The organism is Vibrio sp. 10N.239.311.G01 (assembly GCF_041465805.1).
GTDB lineage: Bacteria > Pseudomonadota > Gammaproteobacteria > Enterobacterales > Vibrionaceae > Vibrio > Vibrio crassostreae_C.
Genome location: NZ_JBFSRM010000023.1, coordinates 21,199 through 38,282, shown reverse-complemented (window position 1 = coordinate 38,282; position 17,084 = coordinate 21,199). Strand labels below are relative to the sequence as shown.

Below are 17,084 nucleotides of genomic sequence, written 5' to 3'. Positions count from 1 at the left end.
GGATTAACGATGGCTACAGGTAAGATCGTACAGATCATCGGTGCGGTAGTCGACGTAGAGTTCCCACAGGGTGAAGTACCTCGTGTATACGACGCTCTGAATGTTAATGAAGTACAAGAACGTCTAGTTCTTGAAGTTCAGCAACAACTTGGCGGTGGCGTAGTTCGCGCAATCGTAATGGGTAGCTCTGATGGTTTACGTCGTGGTTTGACAGTTGAAAATACTGGCGCTCCAATCTCAGTACCAGTAGGTACTAAGACATTGGGTCGTATCATGAATGTCCTAGGTGACGCGATTGATGAGTGTGGCGAGATTGGTGCTGAAGAGCATTACGCCATTCACCGTGAAGCTCCAAGCTACGAAGAGCAGTCTAACGAGACAGCTCTTCTAGAAACTGGTGTTAAAGTAATCGACTTGATTTGTCCATTCGCTAAGGGTGGTAAAATCGGTCTATTCGGTGGTGCTGGTGTAGGTAAGACCGTTAACATGATGGAACTTATCAACAACATCGCACTTCAACACTCAGGCCTATCTGTATTTGCAGGTGTAGGTGAGCGTACTCGTGAAGGTAACGATTTCTACTTTGAGATGCAGGAAGCAGGTGTTGTAAACATCGAAAAACCTGAAGAATCAAAAGTAGCGATGGTTTACGGTCAGATGAACGAGCCACCAGGTAACCGTCTACGTGTTGCCCTGACTGGCCTAACAATGGCAGAGCGCTTCCGTGACGAAGGTCGTGACGTTCTACTGTTCGTTGATAACATCTACCGTTACACACTAGCAGGTACTGAAGTATCAGCACTTCTAGGTCGTATGCCTTCTGCGGTAGGTTACCAACCTACACTGGCTGAAGAAATGGGTGTTCTACAAGAGCGTATCACGTCAACTAAAGCTGGTTCTATCACGTCTGTACAGGCGGTATACGTACCTGCGGATGACTTGACTGACCCGTCTCCAGCAACAACGTTCGCTCACTTGGATGCAACGGTTGTACTTAACCGTAACATCGCATCTATGGGTCTATACCCTGCGATCGACCCGCTAGATTCTACTTCACGTCAACTGGATCCATTGGTAGTTGGACAAGAGCACTACGACATCGCTCGTGGCGTTCAATCTACTCTTCAGCGCTATAAAGAGCTGAAAGATATCATTGCTATCCTAGGTATGGACGAGCTATCTGAAGAAGATAAGCAAGTTGTATCTCGTGCTCGTAAGATTGAGAAGTTCCTAACTCAGCCTTACCACGTAGCGGAAGTATTTACAGGTGACCCAGGCATTTACGTACCTCTTAAAGAGACTCTACGTGGCTTCCAAGGTCTTCTATCTGGTGAATACGATGACATTCCAGAGCAAGCGTTCATGTACTGTGGTGCAATTGACGAAGCTATCGAGAATGCTAAGAAGCTATAAGGCTAACTAGGAGGCGATATGGCAGCAATAACCTTTCACCTAGACGTTGTAAGTGCAGAGAAACAAATTTTCTCAGGCCTTGTTGAGACGTTTCAGGTGACCGGTAGTGAGGGTGAACTTGGTATTTTCCATGGTCACTGTCCACTGCTGACCGCTATCAAGCCTGGCATGGTGCGTATTGTTAAGCAGCACGGCCACGAAGAAATAATTTATGTTTCTGGTGGTATGGTAGAAGTTCAGCCTGGTACAGCAACTGTACTGGCTGATACAGCTATCCGTGGTGAAGAGCTAGACGCAGCAAAGGCGGAAGAAGCTAAGCGCAAGGCTGTGGAGAATATCCAAAATCAGCATGGCGACATAGACTTCGCACAAGCGGCCGGTGAACTGGCTAAAGCCATTGCTCAGTTACGAGTTATCGAACTGACAAAACAGCGTCGTTAATCTTTTTAAGATTACAGACTCTGAGATAAAGGCGACCTAAGGGTCGCCTTTTTGCATTTTTAGATTCTCAAAAATGCTTCTTTTACGTATCACTACCGGTTAAATGGTTATTGCGATTTAATTTTTTGCCCAAAAACGGTTACAATATCGGCTTAATAAAAATAACGTTGGATAGGTTTACAATGAAGTTTAGCGCGGTAATTCTCGCGGCGGGCAAAGGCACTCGCATGTATTCAAACACACCAAAGGTTCTGCACACACTTGCGGGTAAGCCAATGGTGAAACATGTTATCGATACATGTAATGGTCTAGGCGCTCAAAACATCAACCTGGTTTACGGCCACGGTGGTGATCAGATGAAGGCTACCTTAGCTGAAGAATCTGTAAACTGGGCACTGCAAGCTGAACAGCTCGGCACAGGTCACGCTGTGGATCAAGCATCTGCACATTTCGCTGATGATGAAAAAGTATTGGTGCTCTACGGTGATGTTCCACTAATCTCACCTGAAACCATTGAAAACCTATTAGACGCTCAACCAAACGGTGGCATCGCGCTACTTACTGTCGTGTTAGACAACCCGATGGGCTACGGACGTATTATTCGTCGTAATGGCCCTGTTGTGGCTATCGTTGAACAGAAAGATGCAACGGATGAGCAGAAGCTTATCAAAGAGATCAATACCGGCGTTATGGTGGCGACTGGTGGCGATCTGAAGCGCTGGTTGTCAGGTCTAAGCAACGACAACGCACAGGGTGAATATTACCTGACTGACGTTATCGCTGCGGCTCACGACGAAGGTCGTGCAGTTGAAGCGGTACACCCAGTAAGCCCAATTGAAGTGGAAGGCGTTAACGATCGTTCGCAACTGGCTCGCCTAGAGCGCGCTTACCAAGCTACGCAAGCCGATAAGCTATTGAAGCAAGGCGTGATGCTACGCGACCCTAGCCGCTTTGATCTACGCGGTGATCTGCAGTGCGGTATGGATGTCGAGATCGATACTAACGTTATCATTGAAGGCAGTGTCAGCATTGGTGATAATGTGGTTATTGGTACGGGATGTGTACTGAAAGACTGTGAGATTGACGACAACACCATCGTTCGTCCATACAGCGTTATTGAAGGGGCAACGGTGGGGGAAGACTGTACCGTTGGTCCATTCACTCGCCTACGCCCTGGTGCAGACATGCGTAACGATTCGCACGTTGGTAACTTTGTTGAAGTGAAGAACACTCGCCTTGGTGAAGGTTCTAAAGCGAATCACCTAACGTACTTGGGCGATGCTGAAATTGGTCAGCGTGTAAACGTAGGGGCGGGTGCAATTACTTGTAATTATGATGGTGCGAATAAGTTTAAGACCATCATTGGCGACGACGTATTCGTTGGTTCAGACAGCCAATTAATCGCGCCTGTTACGATTGGTAATGGTGCTACCGTTGGAGCTGGCTCTACAGTGACGCGTGATGTGTTGGAAAATGAGCTGGTTATCAGCCGAGCTAAAGAGCGCAAGATCGCTGATTGGAAACGTCCGACTAAGAAGTAACCTTTCCGCCTCCAGCACTTAAAATTGGATTCCAATCAAAGCCAGTAACGTCAGTTGCTGGCTTTTTTGTCAGAATTTACTGACAGTGAAATAATAGATTTGCCAATTGTATTTTGTTGGAGGCTTGTTAGTATTCAGGTTACGGTTCGGTAAGGTTGGGTTAATACATCGTGATATTGGTTGAAAAGAAATGGCAAACATTGCCGATCATTATTTTGTCTTTTTCAATGTTAATAGGTCTCTATGGCTTTTATGTCACCTTGGAAAAGTTAGTGGTGGAGAATGAGCGCGATCATCTTGTCTCTTTGATGTCCGATGTTATCTATGAAATTCGTGAAGACAGTGAGTTATTTACGGCTGGCGTGGATGTTGATCACTACATTGGAGGGTTAACCCAAGCCAATACTCGCCTTCGAATTCAAGTGATCAATACCGATGGGGTAGTGATAGGGGATACGGACTTATCTGAGCATGCATTGGCGAGAGTGGAAAACCACGCTAACCGCCCCGAATTCCAACAAGCGCTTCAACAAGGTATTGGCAGTGATGTCCGTTTTAGTACCGTGACCTCCATCGACCGAATCTATTATTCAATGAAAGAGAGCGTTAACGGACAAGATTTCGTTGTCGTGATCTCCTCGCCAATGCATCAATTGAAACAGATGAACTTCCAATTAATGGGAATACTGGTGGGCATGGTCGTGCTGAGTTTAAGCTTCTTGATTGGCACCTCTTACGTGAGCAATCGCCAAATCGTTCAGCGAGTGGAAGAGGAGCAAAAGAAGCAAGATGAACGGATTCGCCAAAGAACCCATGAAATTGAGCTGATGCATCGCCTTGCGACTATGCTGGCCGCGTGCAGCAACATGGTTGAGGCGCAGCAGATCGTTTCAGATATCTTGCCGCGTATTCTTGGTCAGGTGAATGGCAGTGTTTCTTTGATGCGTGCATCTCGTAACCAGTTGATCACTCAGCTTGATTGGGGAGAAACATGGCCAGGCAGTGTCAGCTTTGCTCCGGAAGAGTGCTGGTCGCTGCGCAAAGGGCGTGCTCATCTATCGAATAACGATTTTCATTCTCTTACTTGTGGTCACATGCATGAAATGGACAACAATCAAACCTTGTGTATTCCGCTGACGGCGCACGGCAATACCATTGGCATTATGCACCTCTATTTTGGTCAAGGTGATATCAAGATTGATCCGATTATCGAACAGTTGGCTTTTAGTGTTTCTGAACACTTGGGGCTCGCTTTAGCCAACCTCAGCTTGCAAGAGAAACTGCGTTCTCAAGCATTGAGCGATCCGCTGACTGGCTTATTCAACCGTCGTTTCTTCGAACAAAAACTGGAAGAGCACTCAATGAATTCGCCCACCAGCGAGCAGCCATTATCGCTATTGATGCTCGATTTGGATCACTTCAAACGCTTCAATGACAACTTTGGTCATGATGCAGGTGACTTCGTATTGAAAGAGATCAGCGCACTGCTCAAACAGAGTGTTAGCGAAGACGAGATTGCTTGCCGACTCGGTGGTGAGGAGTTAGCGGTACTGCTTCCACATTATTCAATGCAAGAAGCGACGGAGTTTGGTCAAACCTTATGTGATACGGTGCGTTCAATGCACCTTGAGCATAAAGGTCTGTCATTAGGTCAGTTGGGTGTTTCGATAGGTGTCGCCACTTATCCTAAGCCAGCGTCTGATACCGAGTCTCTGGTTAAGATGGCCGATAATGCTTTGTACATGGCGAAAGATATGGGCCGCAGCCGAGTGGTTAACTATGATGAATATAGCCGCCATAAAGCGCCAGCGTTAGAAGTAGTCGATGGTGAAGTTGCTGCAAAATAAGTAGAAGTAAAATTTAGATATAAAAAAAGAGCGAGTAATCTCGCTCTTTTTTGTTTTCGTTAACTTAGAAACTAGTCTTGTTTCTCGTCAGCGACTACTCGAGAGTTGTCAGGTGTCGCGAAGTGTTCAGAAAGCTCTTTGTTCGAAACAATATAGCCAACCCACAACGCACCCAAACAGATCACAACGGCAATACCCGTCGCGCTTAGTGCTTGGCTAGCCATTGCCGCGACCAATGCACTTGATAGGCCACTGATACTGATTTGCAGGCTGTTTTGTAGGCCAGCAGCTGTTGCTGGGCTTTGTTTAGCGCTTGATAGGGCACGGTTTACTACGATTGGGTAAAGAGCACCGTTTGCGACAGCAATCAAACAGAAAGGTGCTAGTAGAGGCCAGATTGACGTCAGTTCCCACTGTGATGCGATAAAGATAAGCATCGCCGCTACACTGAACAAACCGATAAGATTTCTTAGTACAACACCATCGCCATATTTCTTCACCGCTTGCTTACCGAAGTAACCACCCGCCATGAACGCGATTGTCTGTGGGATGAAGCTCAAACCGATGTCTTTTGCTTCATAACCTAGCTGAGCCATGATCTCTGGCATACCCGTTAGGTAAGCGAAGAACGCGGCAGATGCTGATGCAAACATTAAAACATTACCCATGTAAGGCTTTGATTTAAGCAACATCTTGATGTCTGTCTTAATCGATGTCTGTTTTACTTCAGGCGCTTCTTTTGGTTGAGCCATTGTTGTCGCCACTAGCAGTGCACCCATCAAGGTCAACGTGATGAAGATACTGTGCCAGCCAAAGCTATCCGCCAGTAACACACCTAGCTGAGGTGCTAATGCAGGAGATAGCGCAACCAAAGGCATGATGGTTGCAAAAATTTGTTGGCTACTGCTTTGTGAGTAACGCTTGATAACCATTGCTTGCCAGATTACCGCAGGAGCACATACGCCGATCGCTTGAATGAAGCGCAGTGTCAGTAGATGCCATACCTCGGTGCTGAATGCTAAGCCGAATGAAGCTGCAGTAAAGATAACAAGACCAACCGCCAGCGTATTACGGTGACCATACTTGTCACTCGCCAGACCCCAAAGAAGCTGACCCATTGCCATACCGCCAAGGAATACCGTTAAAGACAGGGCAATCTGCTCCGGGCCGGTTGCGAAATCAACTTCCATTGCCTTAAATGCAGGAAGGTACATATCGGTCGCAATAAAGCCAAGCATTGAAAGAACTGCAAGGTAGACCAATTGAAATTTAGAAATATTCATAAGATGCCATTAAGCTAAAGGTAATGATGTTTTTATCATCAAAAAAATTGTTTGATATACAGAAGTGAAAGCCCCTGTTTATTTATGCTGACATTCTATTTTTCAGACCTGATAAAATAAAACGCTAAAATATGTGGTTATCAATCAAAAAATTTGAAGGCTTATGTTCTCTAAATCCTCTTTAGAAATGCTCGATACGGTAGCGCGCTTGGGCAGTTTTACCGCGGCGGCTGAGCAGTTGCACAAAGTGCCCTCGGCGATCAGTTATGGTGTCAGACAGGTCGAACAAGAACTGGATGTGCTGCTTTTCAGGCGTTTACCGAGAAAGGTTGAGCTCACTCCGGCAGGTGAACTGTTCATTGAAGAGGCGCGTGCACTACTGAGGCAAATGGAAGAGGTCAGTGCCCAGACTCGTCGAGCAGCTCGAGGTTGGAAGAAAACCTTGCGTCTGACGCTCGATAATGTGGTGAAGCTCGACAAGATGAAGCCGATGATTGAAGAGTTCTATCAAACCTTTGAGTTTGCCGAACTTCAGATCAACATGGAGGTATTCAACGGCTCATGGGAAGCGATTGCACAGGGCAGGGCGGATATCGTGATTGGCGCCACCTCAGCTGTGCCAGTTGGTGGCGATTTTGAAGTCAAAGACATGGGGCAATTAGATTGGGCATTTGTAATGTCGCCAAGTCACCCATGTGTACGAGAGCAAAACCTTAATGAAGCCTTTGTTAGCCAGTATCCCGCGATCTGTTTGGATGATACCTCTAGCGTACTGCCAAAGCGTCACACTGGCCATTATGCGAGTCAGAGACGTCTTCTATTACCTAATTGGTACAGTGCGATAGAGTGCCTCAAGAATGGAGTTGGGGTGGGTTATATGCCGAGGCACATTGCCGCGCCAATTATCGAGCAAGGCTTGCTGGTGGAAAAAATACTGCCTGAACCGAGCCCGCAGAGTCATTGTTGTTTGGTCTGGCGAAAAGACGATAACCATAAACTGATCGAATGGATGGTGAAGTACCTAGGATCGAGTGAGCAACTTCACCAAGATTGGTTGGATCATCGCAAGGCGATCTAATGATCTGTTTACAAGAAGATCCTTTTCAAGCTTGAGCTGAATCAGCACCAATAAAAAGAGCGAGTAAATACTCGCTCTTTTTTGATTCGGTCGTTAACTCTTATGACAAGAAGAACTTGTAGGAAGGGTTATCGGTTTCATCTTTACACTGATAGCCAAGCTCTCGTAGATGTGTTGAGAACTGAGCTAAATCATCATCATCCAGTTCGAATCCACACAATACACGGCCGTAATCAGCGCCGTGGTTACGGTAGTTGAACAGGCTGATATTCCAATGGGTACCTAAGGTATCAAGGAACTTAATCAATGCTCCTGGGTATTCAGGAAACTCGAAGCTGTATAGGCGCTCTTTCAATGGTTTTGATGGTTTGCCACCAATCATGTAACGAATGTGCAGTTTTGCCATCTCATCATCAGAGAGATCGACAACCGGGTAGCCGCCCTCACGTAAGTCATTGATGATGTGTTCGAGTTCTTCTTGACCACCTTGTAGGCGTACACCAACGAAGATATTCGCTAGGCTTTCGTCGTTGTGGCGGTAGTTAAACTCAGTTACCGCTCGACCACCAATAATATTACAGAACTCTAGGAATGCTCCTTGTCGCTCTGGAATCGTAACCGCAAGTAGACCTTCTCGCTTCTCACCTAGTTCACAACGTTCAGAGACATAACGCAGACCATGGAAGTTGGTATTAGCACCAGAAAGTACAGTTGCCAGTTGTTTGCCTTGCAGTTGGTTCTGCTCTGCAAACTTCTTTAAACCAGCCAGAGCAAGCGCACCAGAAGGCTCGGCAATCGCACGAGTGTCTTCAAAGATGTCTTTGACCGCAGAGCAGATCTCATCGCTAGACACGGCAATGTGACCATCGATGTACTGCTGACACAGACGGAATGTCTCTTCACCAATGCGCTTAACCGCAACGCCATCGGCAAACATGCTGACTTGATCCAGTACTACTGGCTCACCGGCATCCAGTGCTGCTTTCAAGCAAGATGAATCTTCAGGTTCAACCGCGATGACTTTTATTTCCGGCATCAATTGCTTAACTAGCACGGCAACACCCGCAGCCAAACCACCACCACCAACCGGCACAAAGATGTAATCCATGTGACCATTTTGCTGAAGCATTTCCATACCCATGGTGCCCTGTCCGGCGATCACCAATGGGTGATCGAATGGAGGCACAAAGGTGTAGCCATGTTCAGCGGAAAGGCGTTCTGCTTCAGCTTTAGCTTCATCAAAGTTGCTGCCGTGTAGAACTACGTTACCGCCAAAGCCACGTACCGCATCAACCTTGATGTCTGGTGTGGTTTTTGGCATCACAATCGTGGTTTGAATACCAAGCTTAGAACCGGACAGCGCCATACCTTGAGCATGGTTACCTGCCGATGCTGCAATCACACCTGCGGCTTTCTGTTGCTCTGAAAGGCTTGATACCATGTTGTAGGCACCACGTAGCTTGAACGAGTGGACCGGCTGACGGTCTTCACGCTTTAGCTGAACCTGATTACCAATGCGAGCACTTAAGCGAGGCATCTCTTGCAGAGGTGTCACGATTGCGGCTTCGTAAACTGGCGCTCTCAGGATCTGACGCAGATAATCTGCGCCAGTTTGTTTTTGGGGACTGACCGTGTCATCACTCATAGACTAGCCCTCTAGCTTAGACTTATCACGCACGGCGCCTTTGTCGGCACTGGTCGCCATGCTTGCGTAAGCTTTCAGTGCGAAAGACACTTCACGCTGACGGTTTTCTGGTTTCCAGCCTAGTGCGTCTTGCTTAACACGACGCGCTTCTAGTTCAGCTTCAGGCACATCAAGTGTGATCGAACGGCTAGGGATGTCGATAGTGATGATATCGCCAGTGTTTACTAGACCAATCACACCGCCACTTGCTGCTTCTGGAGAAGCGTGACCGATAGACAGACCCGATGTACCACCCGAGAAACGACCATCTGTTAATAGAGCACAAGACTTGCCTAGACCCATAGATTTTAGGTAAGTGGTTGGGTAAAGCATTTCTTGCATGCCCGGACCACCTTTAGGACCTTCGTAACGAATAACAACCACTTCGCCCGCTTTCACTTTGCCACCTAAGATGCCATCAACAGCACTATCTTGGCTTTCAAATACGATAGCAGGACCTTGGAATTTCAGGTTCTCTTCATCAACACCTGCTGTCTTAACGATACAACCGTCAACGGCGATGTTGCCTGAAAGTACGGCTAGGCCACCTTCTTGGCTGAATGCATTCTCTTTAGTACGGATACAACCTTCTTTACGGTCGTCATCAAGACGATCCCAACGGCAATCTTGTGAGAAGGCTTTGGTGGTACGAATACCTGCTGGGCCCGCGCGGAAGAACTTAAGTACCGCTTCGTCTTCTGTCTGCATGATGTCGTATTGAGCTAGCTGCTCTTGCATGCTTAGGCCAAGTACAGTGCGAGTTTGGTTGTTCAGTAGGCCTGCGCGGTCTAGTTCACCTAGGATAGCCATAACACCACCAGCGCGGTGAACGTCTTCCATGTGGTATTTAGGTGTTGAAGGCGCAACCTTACATAGGTGTGGAACGCGGCGAGACATCTCGTCGATATCACCCATATCAAAGTCGACTTCACCTTCTTGAGCTGCTGCCAATAGGTGAAGAACGGTGTTACTCGAGCCACCCATTGCGATATCTAGAGCCATTGCATTTTCAAAGGCTGCGCGGTTCGCGATGTTACGAGGCAGTGCTGATGCGTCATCTTGCTCGTAGTAACGCTTAGTCAGGTCAACGATACGCTTACCAGCATTGATGAATAGCTCTTCACGGTCTGCGTGGGTTGCTAGCATAGAACCGTTACCTGGCTGAGATAGACCAAGCGCTTCTGTTAGACAGTTCATTGAGTTCGCTGTGAACATACCTGAACATGAACCACATGTCGGACATGCAGAACGCTCTACTTGCTCACTTTGCTCATCAGAAATGGTTGGATCGGCACCTTGGATCATTGCGTCAACAAGGTCTAGCTTGATGATTTGATCGGAAAGCTTAGTTTTACCCGCTTCCATTGGGCCGCCTGATACAAAGATCACTGGGATGTTAAGGCGCATTGCTGCCATCATCATTCCCGGAGTGATTTTGTCACAGTTAGAGATACATACCATCGCATCCGCACAGTGAGCATTCACCATGTACTCTACTGAGTCTGCGATAAGCTCACGTGATGGCAGTGAGTACAGCATGCCACCGTGACCCATTGCGATACCATCATCAACTGCGATGGTGTTGAATTCTTTAGCGATACCGCCCGCTTTCTCGATTTCACCTGCTACCAATTGACCCATATCTTTAAGGTGAACGTGGCCTGGTACGAATTGAGTGAAAGAGTTTACAACTGCGATGATTGGCTTACCGAAGTCATCATCTTTAACGCCAGTTGCACGCCATAAAGCGCGCGCACCAGCCATGTTGCGTCCGTGGGTAGTCGTTGCTGAACGATAGATTGGCATTGCTTAAATCCTTATAAAATATTTGGCTGTTGCTTACTTAGTTGTTTGCGTTTGGTTTTCTGAAGTTTGGTTTGCTGGGTAAACGTAGTCTAACCAGCCCCACTTATCTTCAGTGGTTCCATTGAATAGACCAAAGTAAGCCGCTTGAACTTTTTCAGTGATAGGACCGCGTTTGCCTTCACCTACTGTAATTTTGTCTACGCTGCGAACCGGAACGATTTCCGCCGCTGTGCCTGTCATGAATACTTCATCGGCAAGGTATAGCGCTTCACGAGCAATGTTCTCTTCACGGATCTCATAACCCATGTGTTTTGCTAGTGTCATGATCGAATCACGCGTGATACCCGGCAGAATCGCACTGGTCGCTGGTGGTGTGGATAGCACGCCGTTACGTACCACAAAGATGTTCTCACCAGCCCCTTCAGAAAGGTAACCATCAACACTCAGTGCGATGCCTTCATCGTAACCATGACGGCGAGCTTCGCCACCAACTAATAGTGAAGATAGGTAGTTACCACCGGCTTTTGCTGCGGTTGGGATCGTGTTTGGAGCGGCACGGTTCCAGCTAGAAATCATTGCATCAACGCCGTTTTCTAGTGCTTCTTCGCCTAGGTAAGACCCCCAAGGGAAAGCAGCGATGATCAGTTCCATCTCAGTATTTTCTGGCGGGCAGACACCCAAACCAACGTTACCTACGAAACCTAGAGGGCGGATGTACGCTGACTCTAGCTTATTTTGACGTAGCGTTTCGCGAGTCGCTTCCATAATTTCTTCCTCTGTGTAAGGAATAGGGAAGCGGTAGATTTTTGCTGAGTCTTTTAGGCGCTTAGCGTGCTCAGGGTGACGGAAAATAACCGGACCCTTTGGTGTGTTGTAGCAACGAACACCTTCAAATACGGAAGTACCGTAGTGCATTGCGTGAGTCAGGACGTGAACGTTCGCCTCTGCCCAAGGAACCATCTCACCGTTAAACCAAATATAGTCTGCCGTTTTAGCTGTCATGTTTGTGGTTCCTTATGCGTTTATCTTTTGTTGTAAGTTGTTGTTTGGCAATTCATTACGACTGATAGAGATAACGTCAACGGTACGCACATCCCACAGCTTTTCGATTTGATTGACTAAGAAAGAGATCGGACGGTCACTGTCTACAATGATCTCAACACTCGCCACTTTGCTTTCGTGGTTTTGAGTGCCCGCTACTTGCTTAACAATAAAGCCACGGTGGCGGATAACACGAAGAACACGCTCTAGTAGTACAGGCTTATCATCGGCTTTGATGTCTAATAGGTATCTTTTCATGTTATGTGTTCTCCAACATCTCACTGTTTGAAGCACCTGGCGGTACTAGTGGCCATACGTTCTCTTCTTCATCGATAAGAACATGAAGTAGGTAGGCGGTTTTGCTCTCTAGCATCTCTTTTAGTGCTGGCTCTACTTCTTCTTTACGCGTGATGGTTTTACCCGGGATATCGAACGCTTTCGCTAGCATTACGAAGTCTGGGTTGTCATCTAGGATAGTTTCACTATGGCGGCCATCGAAGAACAACGATTGCCATTGGCGAACCATACCCAAGCGAGAGTTGTTAAGAAGTACCATCTTCACTGGGATTTGGCGGCGTTTCAGCGTGCCAAGCTCTTGCACGTTCATCATGAACGAGCCATCACCAGAGATAAGAATAGATTGGTCATCAGGACGCCCAACCGATGCACCCATTGCAGCTGGCAAGCCAAAGCCCATGGTGCCTAAACCGGCAGAGGTAATGAAGTTCTGTGGATCGCGAGGCTGAATGTGCTGAGCTGCCCACATTTGGTGTTGGCCCACATCAGTCGATACGATAGAGCTTGCTGGCATCATGTCTGACAGTTGCTTCAACAGCAGTGGAGCAAAAATCAGATCACCAGGGTGGTCGTAACGCCATTTGAATGAGCTACGAAGACCTTCAGAGTGATGAACCCAAGAGGAGATGTCTTGGCTTAGCTCTAGTTGAGGCATGATCTTGTTGATGTCACCGCGAATTGGCGCATTGGCAAGACGCAGTTTGCTGAACTCAGCGGCATCGATATCGATATGGATAACCTTAGCATGCGGCGCAAAGGTATCGAGTTTGCCAGTTACTCGGTCATCAAAACGAGCACCGACAACAATCAACAGGTCACTCTCTTGAACCACAAGGTTAGCGGCTTTAGTGCCGTGCATACCCAGCATGCCAAGGTAGTGTGGGTCGTCACGTTCGATAGTGCCCAAGCCTTTCAGTGTGCTTACTGCTGGCATTGGGTTTAGGCGTAAAAACTCACGAACCGCATCGGTTGCTTTAGCAAGTTGAACACCACCACCTACGTATAAAACAGGACGGGTCGCTTGAGACAAAAAGTACTGTGCCTGTTCAATGGCATCAGTTGTCGCAACAGGAATTGCGGGTGGAGTAAATTCAGGAAGAGCGTTAACAGGTGCTTCTGCTAGTTGAACGTCTTTAGCGATATCGACGATAACCGGGCCAGGGCGGCCAGACTTTGCTACCACAAACGCTTCAGCGAGGGTTGGAGCTAGCTCTTCAATATCAGTTACTAGGTAGCTGTGTTTAGTACATGACAGAGACATACCAATCACATCCATTTCTTGGAATGCATCGGTACCAATGTGGGAACTTGCAACCTGACCTGTGATAGCAACCAATGGGATTGAATCCATAAAGGCATCAGCAAGGCCAGTGACTAGGTTGGTTGCACCTGGTCCCGAGGTTGCCATACAAACAGCGACATCTTGTGTTGCTCTAGCCATGCCGATCGCGGCCATAGCGGCGCCTTGCTCATGGCGACATAGGATATGTTCAACCCCGCCGTCATAGAGTGCATCGTAGATTGGCATGATGGCACCACCGGGGTAACCAAATACGGTCTCAATTCCTTGTTGCTTGAGTGCGGATACGACTAGTTCTGCGCCTTTCATCGGAATTCTCCCGTATTACCTTTATTTTGGTAACTGTTTCCTTTGTCTCTGCACATCTTGTGCTCCCATTCTTCCTGTAAATCGGCAAAGCCGAAAATGCTCAAAAATATAAAAATCGAATGTTTAAATTAGAAAAAACCCCCGGACTTGTCAGTGCGGGGGTTTTTTCTAATTCGTGGTTACTTTCTTCCCACTCGCCCCCGCGCAGTCTTAATAATGACTACGATAATCAGGTTAATCAGTGCGTAAATGCGAGCGTTAAAAATCATAATATTCGAGTTTTCTCGTTTATTGTCTTCAGTAAATGTCTACATCTCTAGTGTTATCACACAAATCTGCCGCATGACAAGGGAAATGTCATTCTTTTTTCACATTAAAATACCATTCCACCAAGCTATATAACAACCTTATCGCTTTGGTGAGCAACGAATATCCAGAGCGAATACTTTTAAATCAAAGACAAAGGAAAGTTATGGGACTCGCGATAATTCATAGCCGAGCTAGTGTGGGTGTAGAGGCGCCAGAAGTGACCGTTGAGGTGCATATAAGCAACGGAATGCCTGGCTTCACGCTGGTGGGTCTACCTGAAACAACGGTCAAGGAATCTAAAGACCGAGTGAGAAGCGCGATCATCAATTCTCGCTTTGAGTTTCCATCGAAAAGAATCACGGTTAATCTCGCCCCAGCCGATTTGCCCAAAGAAGGTGGCCGTTTTGACCTGCCCATCGCGCTTGGGATTTTGGTGGCGTCAGATCAGCTTCCGACATCAAAAATAGCTCAACATGAATTTATCGGTGAGTTGGCATTGTCAGGAGAACTTCGCTCGGTAAAGGGCGTTTTGCCTGCGACGTTAGCCGCCGACAGTGTAGAGCGATGCTTAGTTGTCCCACATCATAACGGTGATCAGGCTGCGCTGGTGGGCAAGGGAGCGCATAAATCTGCACAAACCTTGTTGGAGGTTTGTGCTGACATGTGTGGACAGGCTCAGCTTGGGCTATATAGAACGGAACATCATCAGGCTGATGTTTCAGTGCTTCGCGACCTACAAGATATTATCGGCCAACAACAAGGCAAGCGAGCTCTAGAGATAGCCGCTGCTGGGAATCATAACTTATTGTTTCTTGGCCCACCCGGAACCGGAAAAACTATGCTCGCTTCTCGACTGCGTGACCTATTACCTGAAATGAGTGATGACGAAGCGATGGAAACCGCGTCGGTGGCCTCGTTAACGCAACAAGAAATCAATCAATACAACTGGAAGCAACGACCTTTTCGCTCTCCTCACCATTCCAGTTCAATGGCGGCATTAGTGGGTGGTGGTTCGGTGCCTCGCCCCGGAGAGATCTCTTTAGCGCATAACGGCTTATTGTTCTTAGATGAGATGCCGGAGTTTGAGCGCAAGGTGCTTGATTCATTACGAGAGCCACTAGAGTCGGGCGAGATCATTATCTCCCGTGCTGCGGGCAAGACTCGTTTTCCTGCGCGTTTTCAATTGGTCGGTGCACTTAACCCAAGTCCAACGGGTTATTACGAAGGTAACCAGGCGCGCGCCAACCCACAGATCATCCTGCGTTACCTCAATCGCTTATCTGGGCCCTTGCTGGATAGGTTCGATATGTCATTGGAGATACCTCTGTTGCCAAAAGGAATGTTGGCCGAAGGCGGTGATCGCGGTGAAACCACTCAAGTAGTTAAGCAAAGGGTTAGGCAGGCGCGAGAGTTAATGCTATCTCGCAACCATAAATCGAATGCACTGTTAGGTAGCCGAGAAATTGAGAAGTATTGCCCACTGCGACGCGAAGATGCAGAGTTTCTTGAGACAGCACTACATCGCTTGGGTTTATCGATTCGTGCTTATCATCGAATTATTAAGGTGGCACGAACCATTGCCGACCTTGACGGTAACGAGCAGATCGAAAAGAAACATCTATCAGAAGCGCTAGGCTATCGCGCGATGGATCGCTTGCTGAAACAACTCACGGCTCAAGCTGTCTAGCAAGCAGAAAAAGCCTGCTTAGATGCAGGCTTTCGTTGGATTGCAGTTCATACTCGCTAAGGTTAGAACTTGTAGTTCAAGCCAACTGAAACTATATATTGAGACTCGTCGTAGAAGGTAATGTTCGAGTCGCTGGTGCCGTAGCCTGCCAGTGAAATAAACGACCAGTTTTCCCAATCCATGAATTGATCATACTCATAGGCGGCGAATAGGTTGATATTGTCGTCGCTGCGTTTCTTGTCGTAGATCGGGTTGCTCGCATCGTAAGAGCGTTGGTTGTAACCCGCTGTTAGTGCGTACTTGTGACGCCCCATGCCACCAAACAAGCTTACCTCACCACCGAATTGGTCGTAAGATTCAGCTTTACCATCAGCATCACGTGTTTGATAGATGACGGATGGAATAAGCATCATGGTACGACTAAGTGGCAGGCGATATTGACCTTTCAAGTAGAGAGTATTGGCATCTCGTTTGAGCTCTTGATCTTGAATATCATCCTTGTCGACATCTTTGGTCGCATAGGCCATGTCTAGCGAGAAAGCTGAGCCCGCAATGTTGCTTAGCTTCAAACGAAACGCATTGCCAGTTTCATCGGTCTTGGTGCGAGCTGATGTGGTGTTGTATGGATCAGCCCAAGTTTCACCAGACATAATGGTTGGCAGCAGTGAAGCGTCGATCACCATGCCTGACTCAAGTTGGTATTTGTAACCGACTTCGAGAACTACAGTACCTGTTGCTACATCATCTCGCGCGGTACCTGTGTATACCTGATGGTTTAGCTTTTCACCAAAGGTATAAGCAACACTACCTAAAGGAGCAACCAGAAAAGAGCTTTCCGAAGAAGCCTTCTGATCTGTGGATGAAAGATTGCTATCAGCATCGGTATTAAAGTTCGAGGTGGAAGAGGTAACCCCGGTATTGAGAGAGATTTCACCACTGAAACCTTGTTGGTCTGCAAGCTTGGCAAAAGCGGGAGAAGCCGCAACGCTCAATGCCAAGAGAGTTATTTTTATTTTCATTCAAGGGCTCCTTGCCCACCGGTTCTTAG

13 protein-coding genes are annotated in these 17,084 nt (G+C 47.4%); 6 read left to right on the top strand and 7 right to left on the bottom strand.

Annotated elements, in window-relative coordinates:
* Positions 1–9 precede the first annotated feature (9 nt).
* The 4 genes from atpD to AB6D06_RS17005 all read left to right on the top strand — a co-directional run bounded on the left by atpD (position 10) and on the right by AB6D06_RS17005 (position 5,242).
* Positions 10–1,413 (top strand): F0F1 ATP synthase subunit beta, encoded by a 1,404-nt coding sequence (gene atpD / locus AB6D06_RS17020; RefSeq protein WP_017058792.1) that lies wholly within the window; start codon positions 10–12, stop codon positions 1,411–1,413.
* A gap of 18 nt (positions 1,414–1,431) precedes the next feature.
* Entirely contained in the window at positions 1,432–1,854 is a 423-nt protein-coding gene (locus AB6D06_RS17015; RefSeq protein ID WP_017058791.1) for a F0F1 ATP synthase subunit epsilon, read from the top strand.
* A 182-nt stretch (positions 1,855–2,036) separates the two neighbouring features.
* Positions 2,037–3,395: a bifunctional UDP-N-acetylglucosamine diphosphorylase/glucosamine-1-phosphate N-acetyltransferase GlmU gene (gene glmU / locus AB6D06_RS17010; protein ID WP_102429011.1), complete on the top strand. Its 1,359-nt coding sequence runs from the start codon at positions 2,037–2,039 to the stop codon at positions 3,393–3,395.
* Positions 3,396–3,622: 227 nt separating this feature from the next.
* The gene (locus AB6D06_RS17005) at positions 3,623–5,242 is read left to right on the top strand and encodes a sensor domain-containing diguanylate cyclase (RefSeq protein ID WP_102429019.1); all 1,620 of its coding nucleotides are present in this window, start codon (positions 3,623–3,625) and stop codon (positions 5,240–5,242) included.
* A gap of 71 nt (positions 5,243–5,313) precedes the next feature.
* Here the strand turns inward: AB6D06_RS17005 and punC are convergent, their stop codons facing one another.
* Positions 5,314–6,525 (bottom strand): purine nucleoside transporter PunC, encoded by a 1,212-nt coding sequence (gene punC / locus AB6D06_RS17000; RefSeq protein WP_017063021.1) that lies wholly within the window; start codon positions 6,523–6,525, stop codon positions 5,314–5,316.
* A 163-nt stretch (positions 6,526–6,688) separates the two neighbouring features.
* On the opposite strand from punC, the gene punR reads away from it, so the two are divergent.
* Positions 6,689–7,603, top strand: a complete 915-nt coding sequence (punR, locus tag AB6D06_RS16995; protein WP_372111135.1) for a DNA-binding transcriptional activator PunR — start codon at positions 6,689–6,691, stop codon at positions 7,601–7,603.
* 100 nt (positions 7,604–7,703) lie between these two features.
* On the opposite strand, the gene ilvA is transcribed toward punR, so the two are convergent.
* The 5 genes from ilvA to ilvG are packed head-to-tail and all read right to left on the bottom strand — an operon-like array spanning position 7,704 to position 14,040.
* Positions 7,704–9,248 (bottom strand): threonine ammonia-lyase, biosynthetic, encoded by a 1,545-nt coding sequence (gene ilvA / locus AB6D06_RS16990; RefSeq protein WP_102429012.1) that lies wholly within the window; start codon positions 9,246–9,248, stop codon positions 7,704–7,706.
* 3 nt (positions 9,249–9,251) lie between these two features.
* On the bottom strand, positions 9,252–11,093 hold the full coding sequence (gene ilvD, locus AB6D06_RS16985) for a dihydroxy-acid dehydratase (protein ID WP_065584155.1): 1,842 nt from the start codon (positions 11,091–11,093) through the stop codon (positions 9,252–9,254).
* 33 nt (positions 11,094–11,126) lie between these two features.
* The gene (locus tag AB6D06_RS16980; protein ID WP_372111131.1) at positions 11,127–12,095 is read right to left on the bottom strand and encodes a branched-chain amino acid transaminase; all 969 of its coding nucleotides are present in this window, start codon (positions 12,093–12,095) and stop codon (positions 11,127–11,129) included.
* A gap of 12 nt (positions 12,096–12,107) precedes the next feature.
* On the bottom strand, positions 12,108–12,392 hold the full coding sequence (gene ilvM, locus AB6D06_RS16975) for an acetolactate synthase 2 small subunit (protein ID WP_017055442.1): 285 nt from the start codon (positions 12,390–12,392) through the stop codon (positions 12,108–12,110).
* A 1-nt stretch (position 12,393) separates the two neighbouring features.
* Positions 12,394–14,040 (bottom strand): acetolactate synthase 2 catalytic subunit, encoded by a 1,647-nt coding sequence (gene ilvG, locus AB6D06_RS16970; protein ID WP_017058784.1) that lies wholly within the window; start codon positions 14,038–14,040, stop codon positions 12,394–12,396.
* Positions 14,041–14,512: 472 nt separating this feature from the next.
* Between ilvG and AB6D06_RS16965 the strand changes: the two genes are divergently transcribed.
* Complete coding sequence (locus tag AB6D06_RS16965) at positions 14,513–16,036, top strand: YifB family Mg chelatase-like AAA ATPase (protein ID WP_017058783.1); 1,524 nt, start codon at positions 14,513–14,515, stop codon at positions 16,034–16,036.
* A 62-nt stretch (positions 16,037–16,098) separates the two neighbouring features.
* On the opposite strand, the gene AB6D06_RS16960 is transcribed toward AB6D06_RS16965, so the two are convergent.
* Positions 16,099–17,055: a DUF2860 domain-containing protein gene (locus AB6D06_RS16960; protein ID WP_017066751.1), complete on the bottom strand. Its 957-nt coding sequence runs from the start codon at positions 17,053–17,055 to the stop codon at positions 16,099–16,101.
* Between the last annotated feature and the right edge of the window lie 29 nt (positions 17,056–17,084).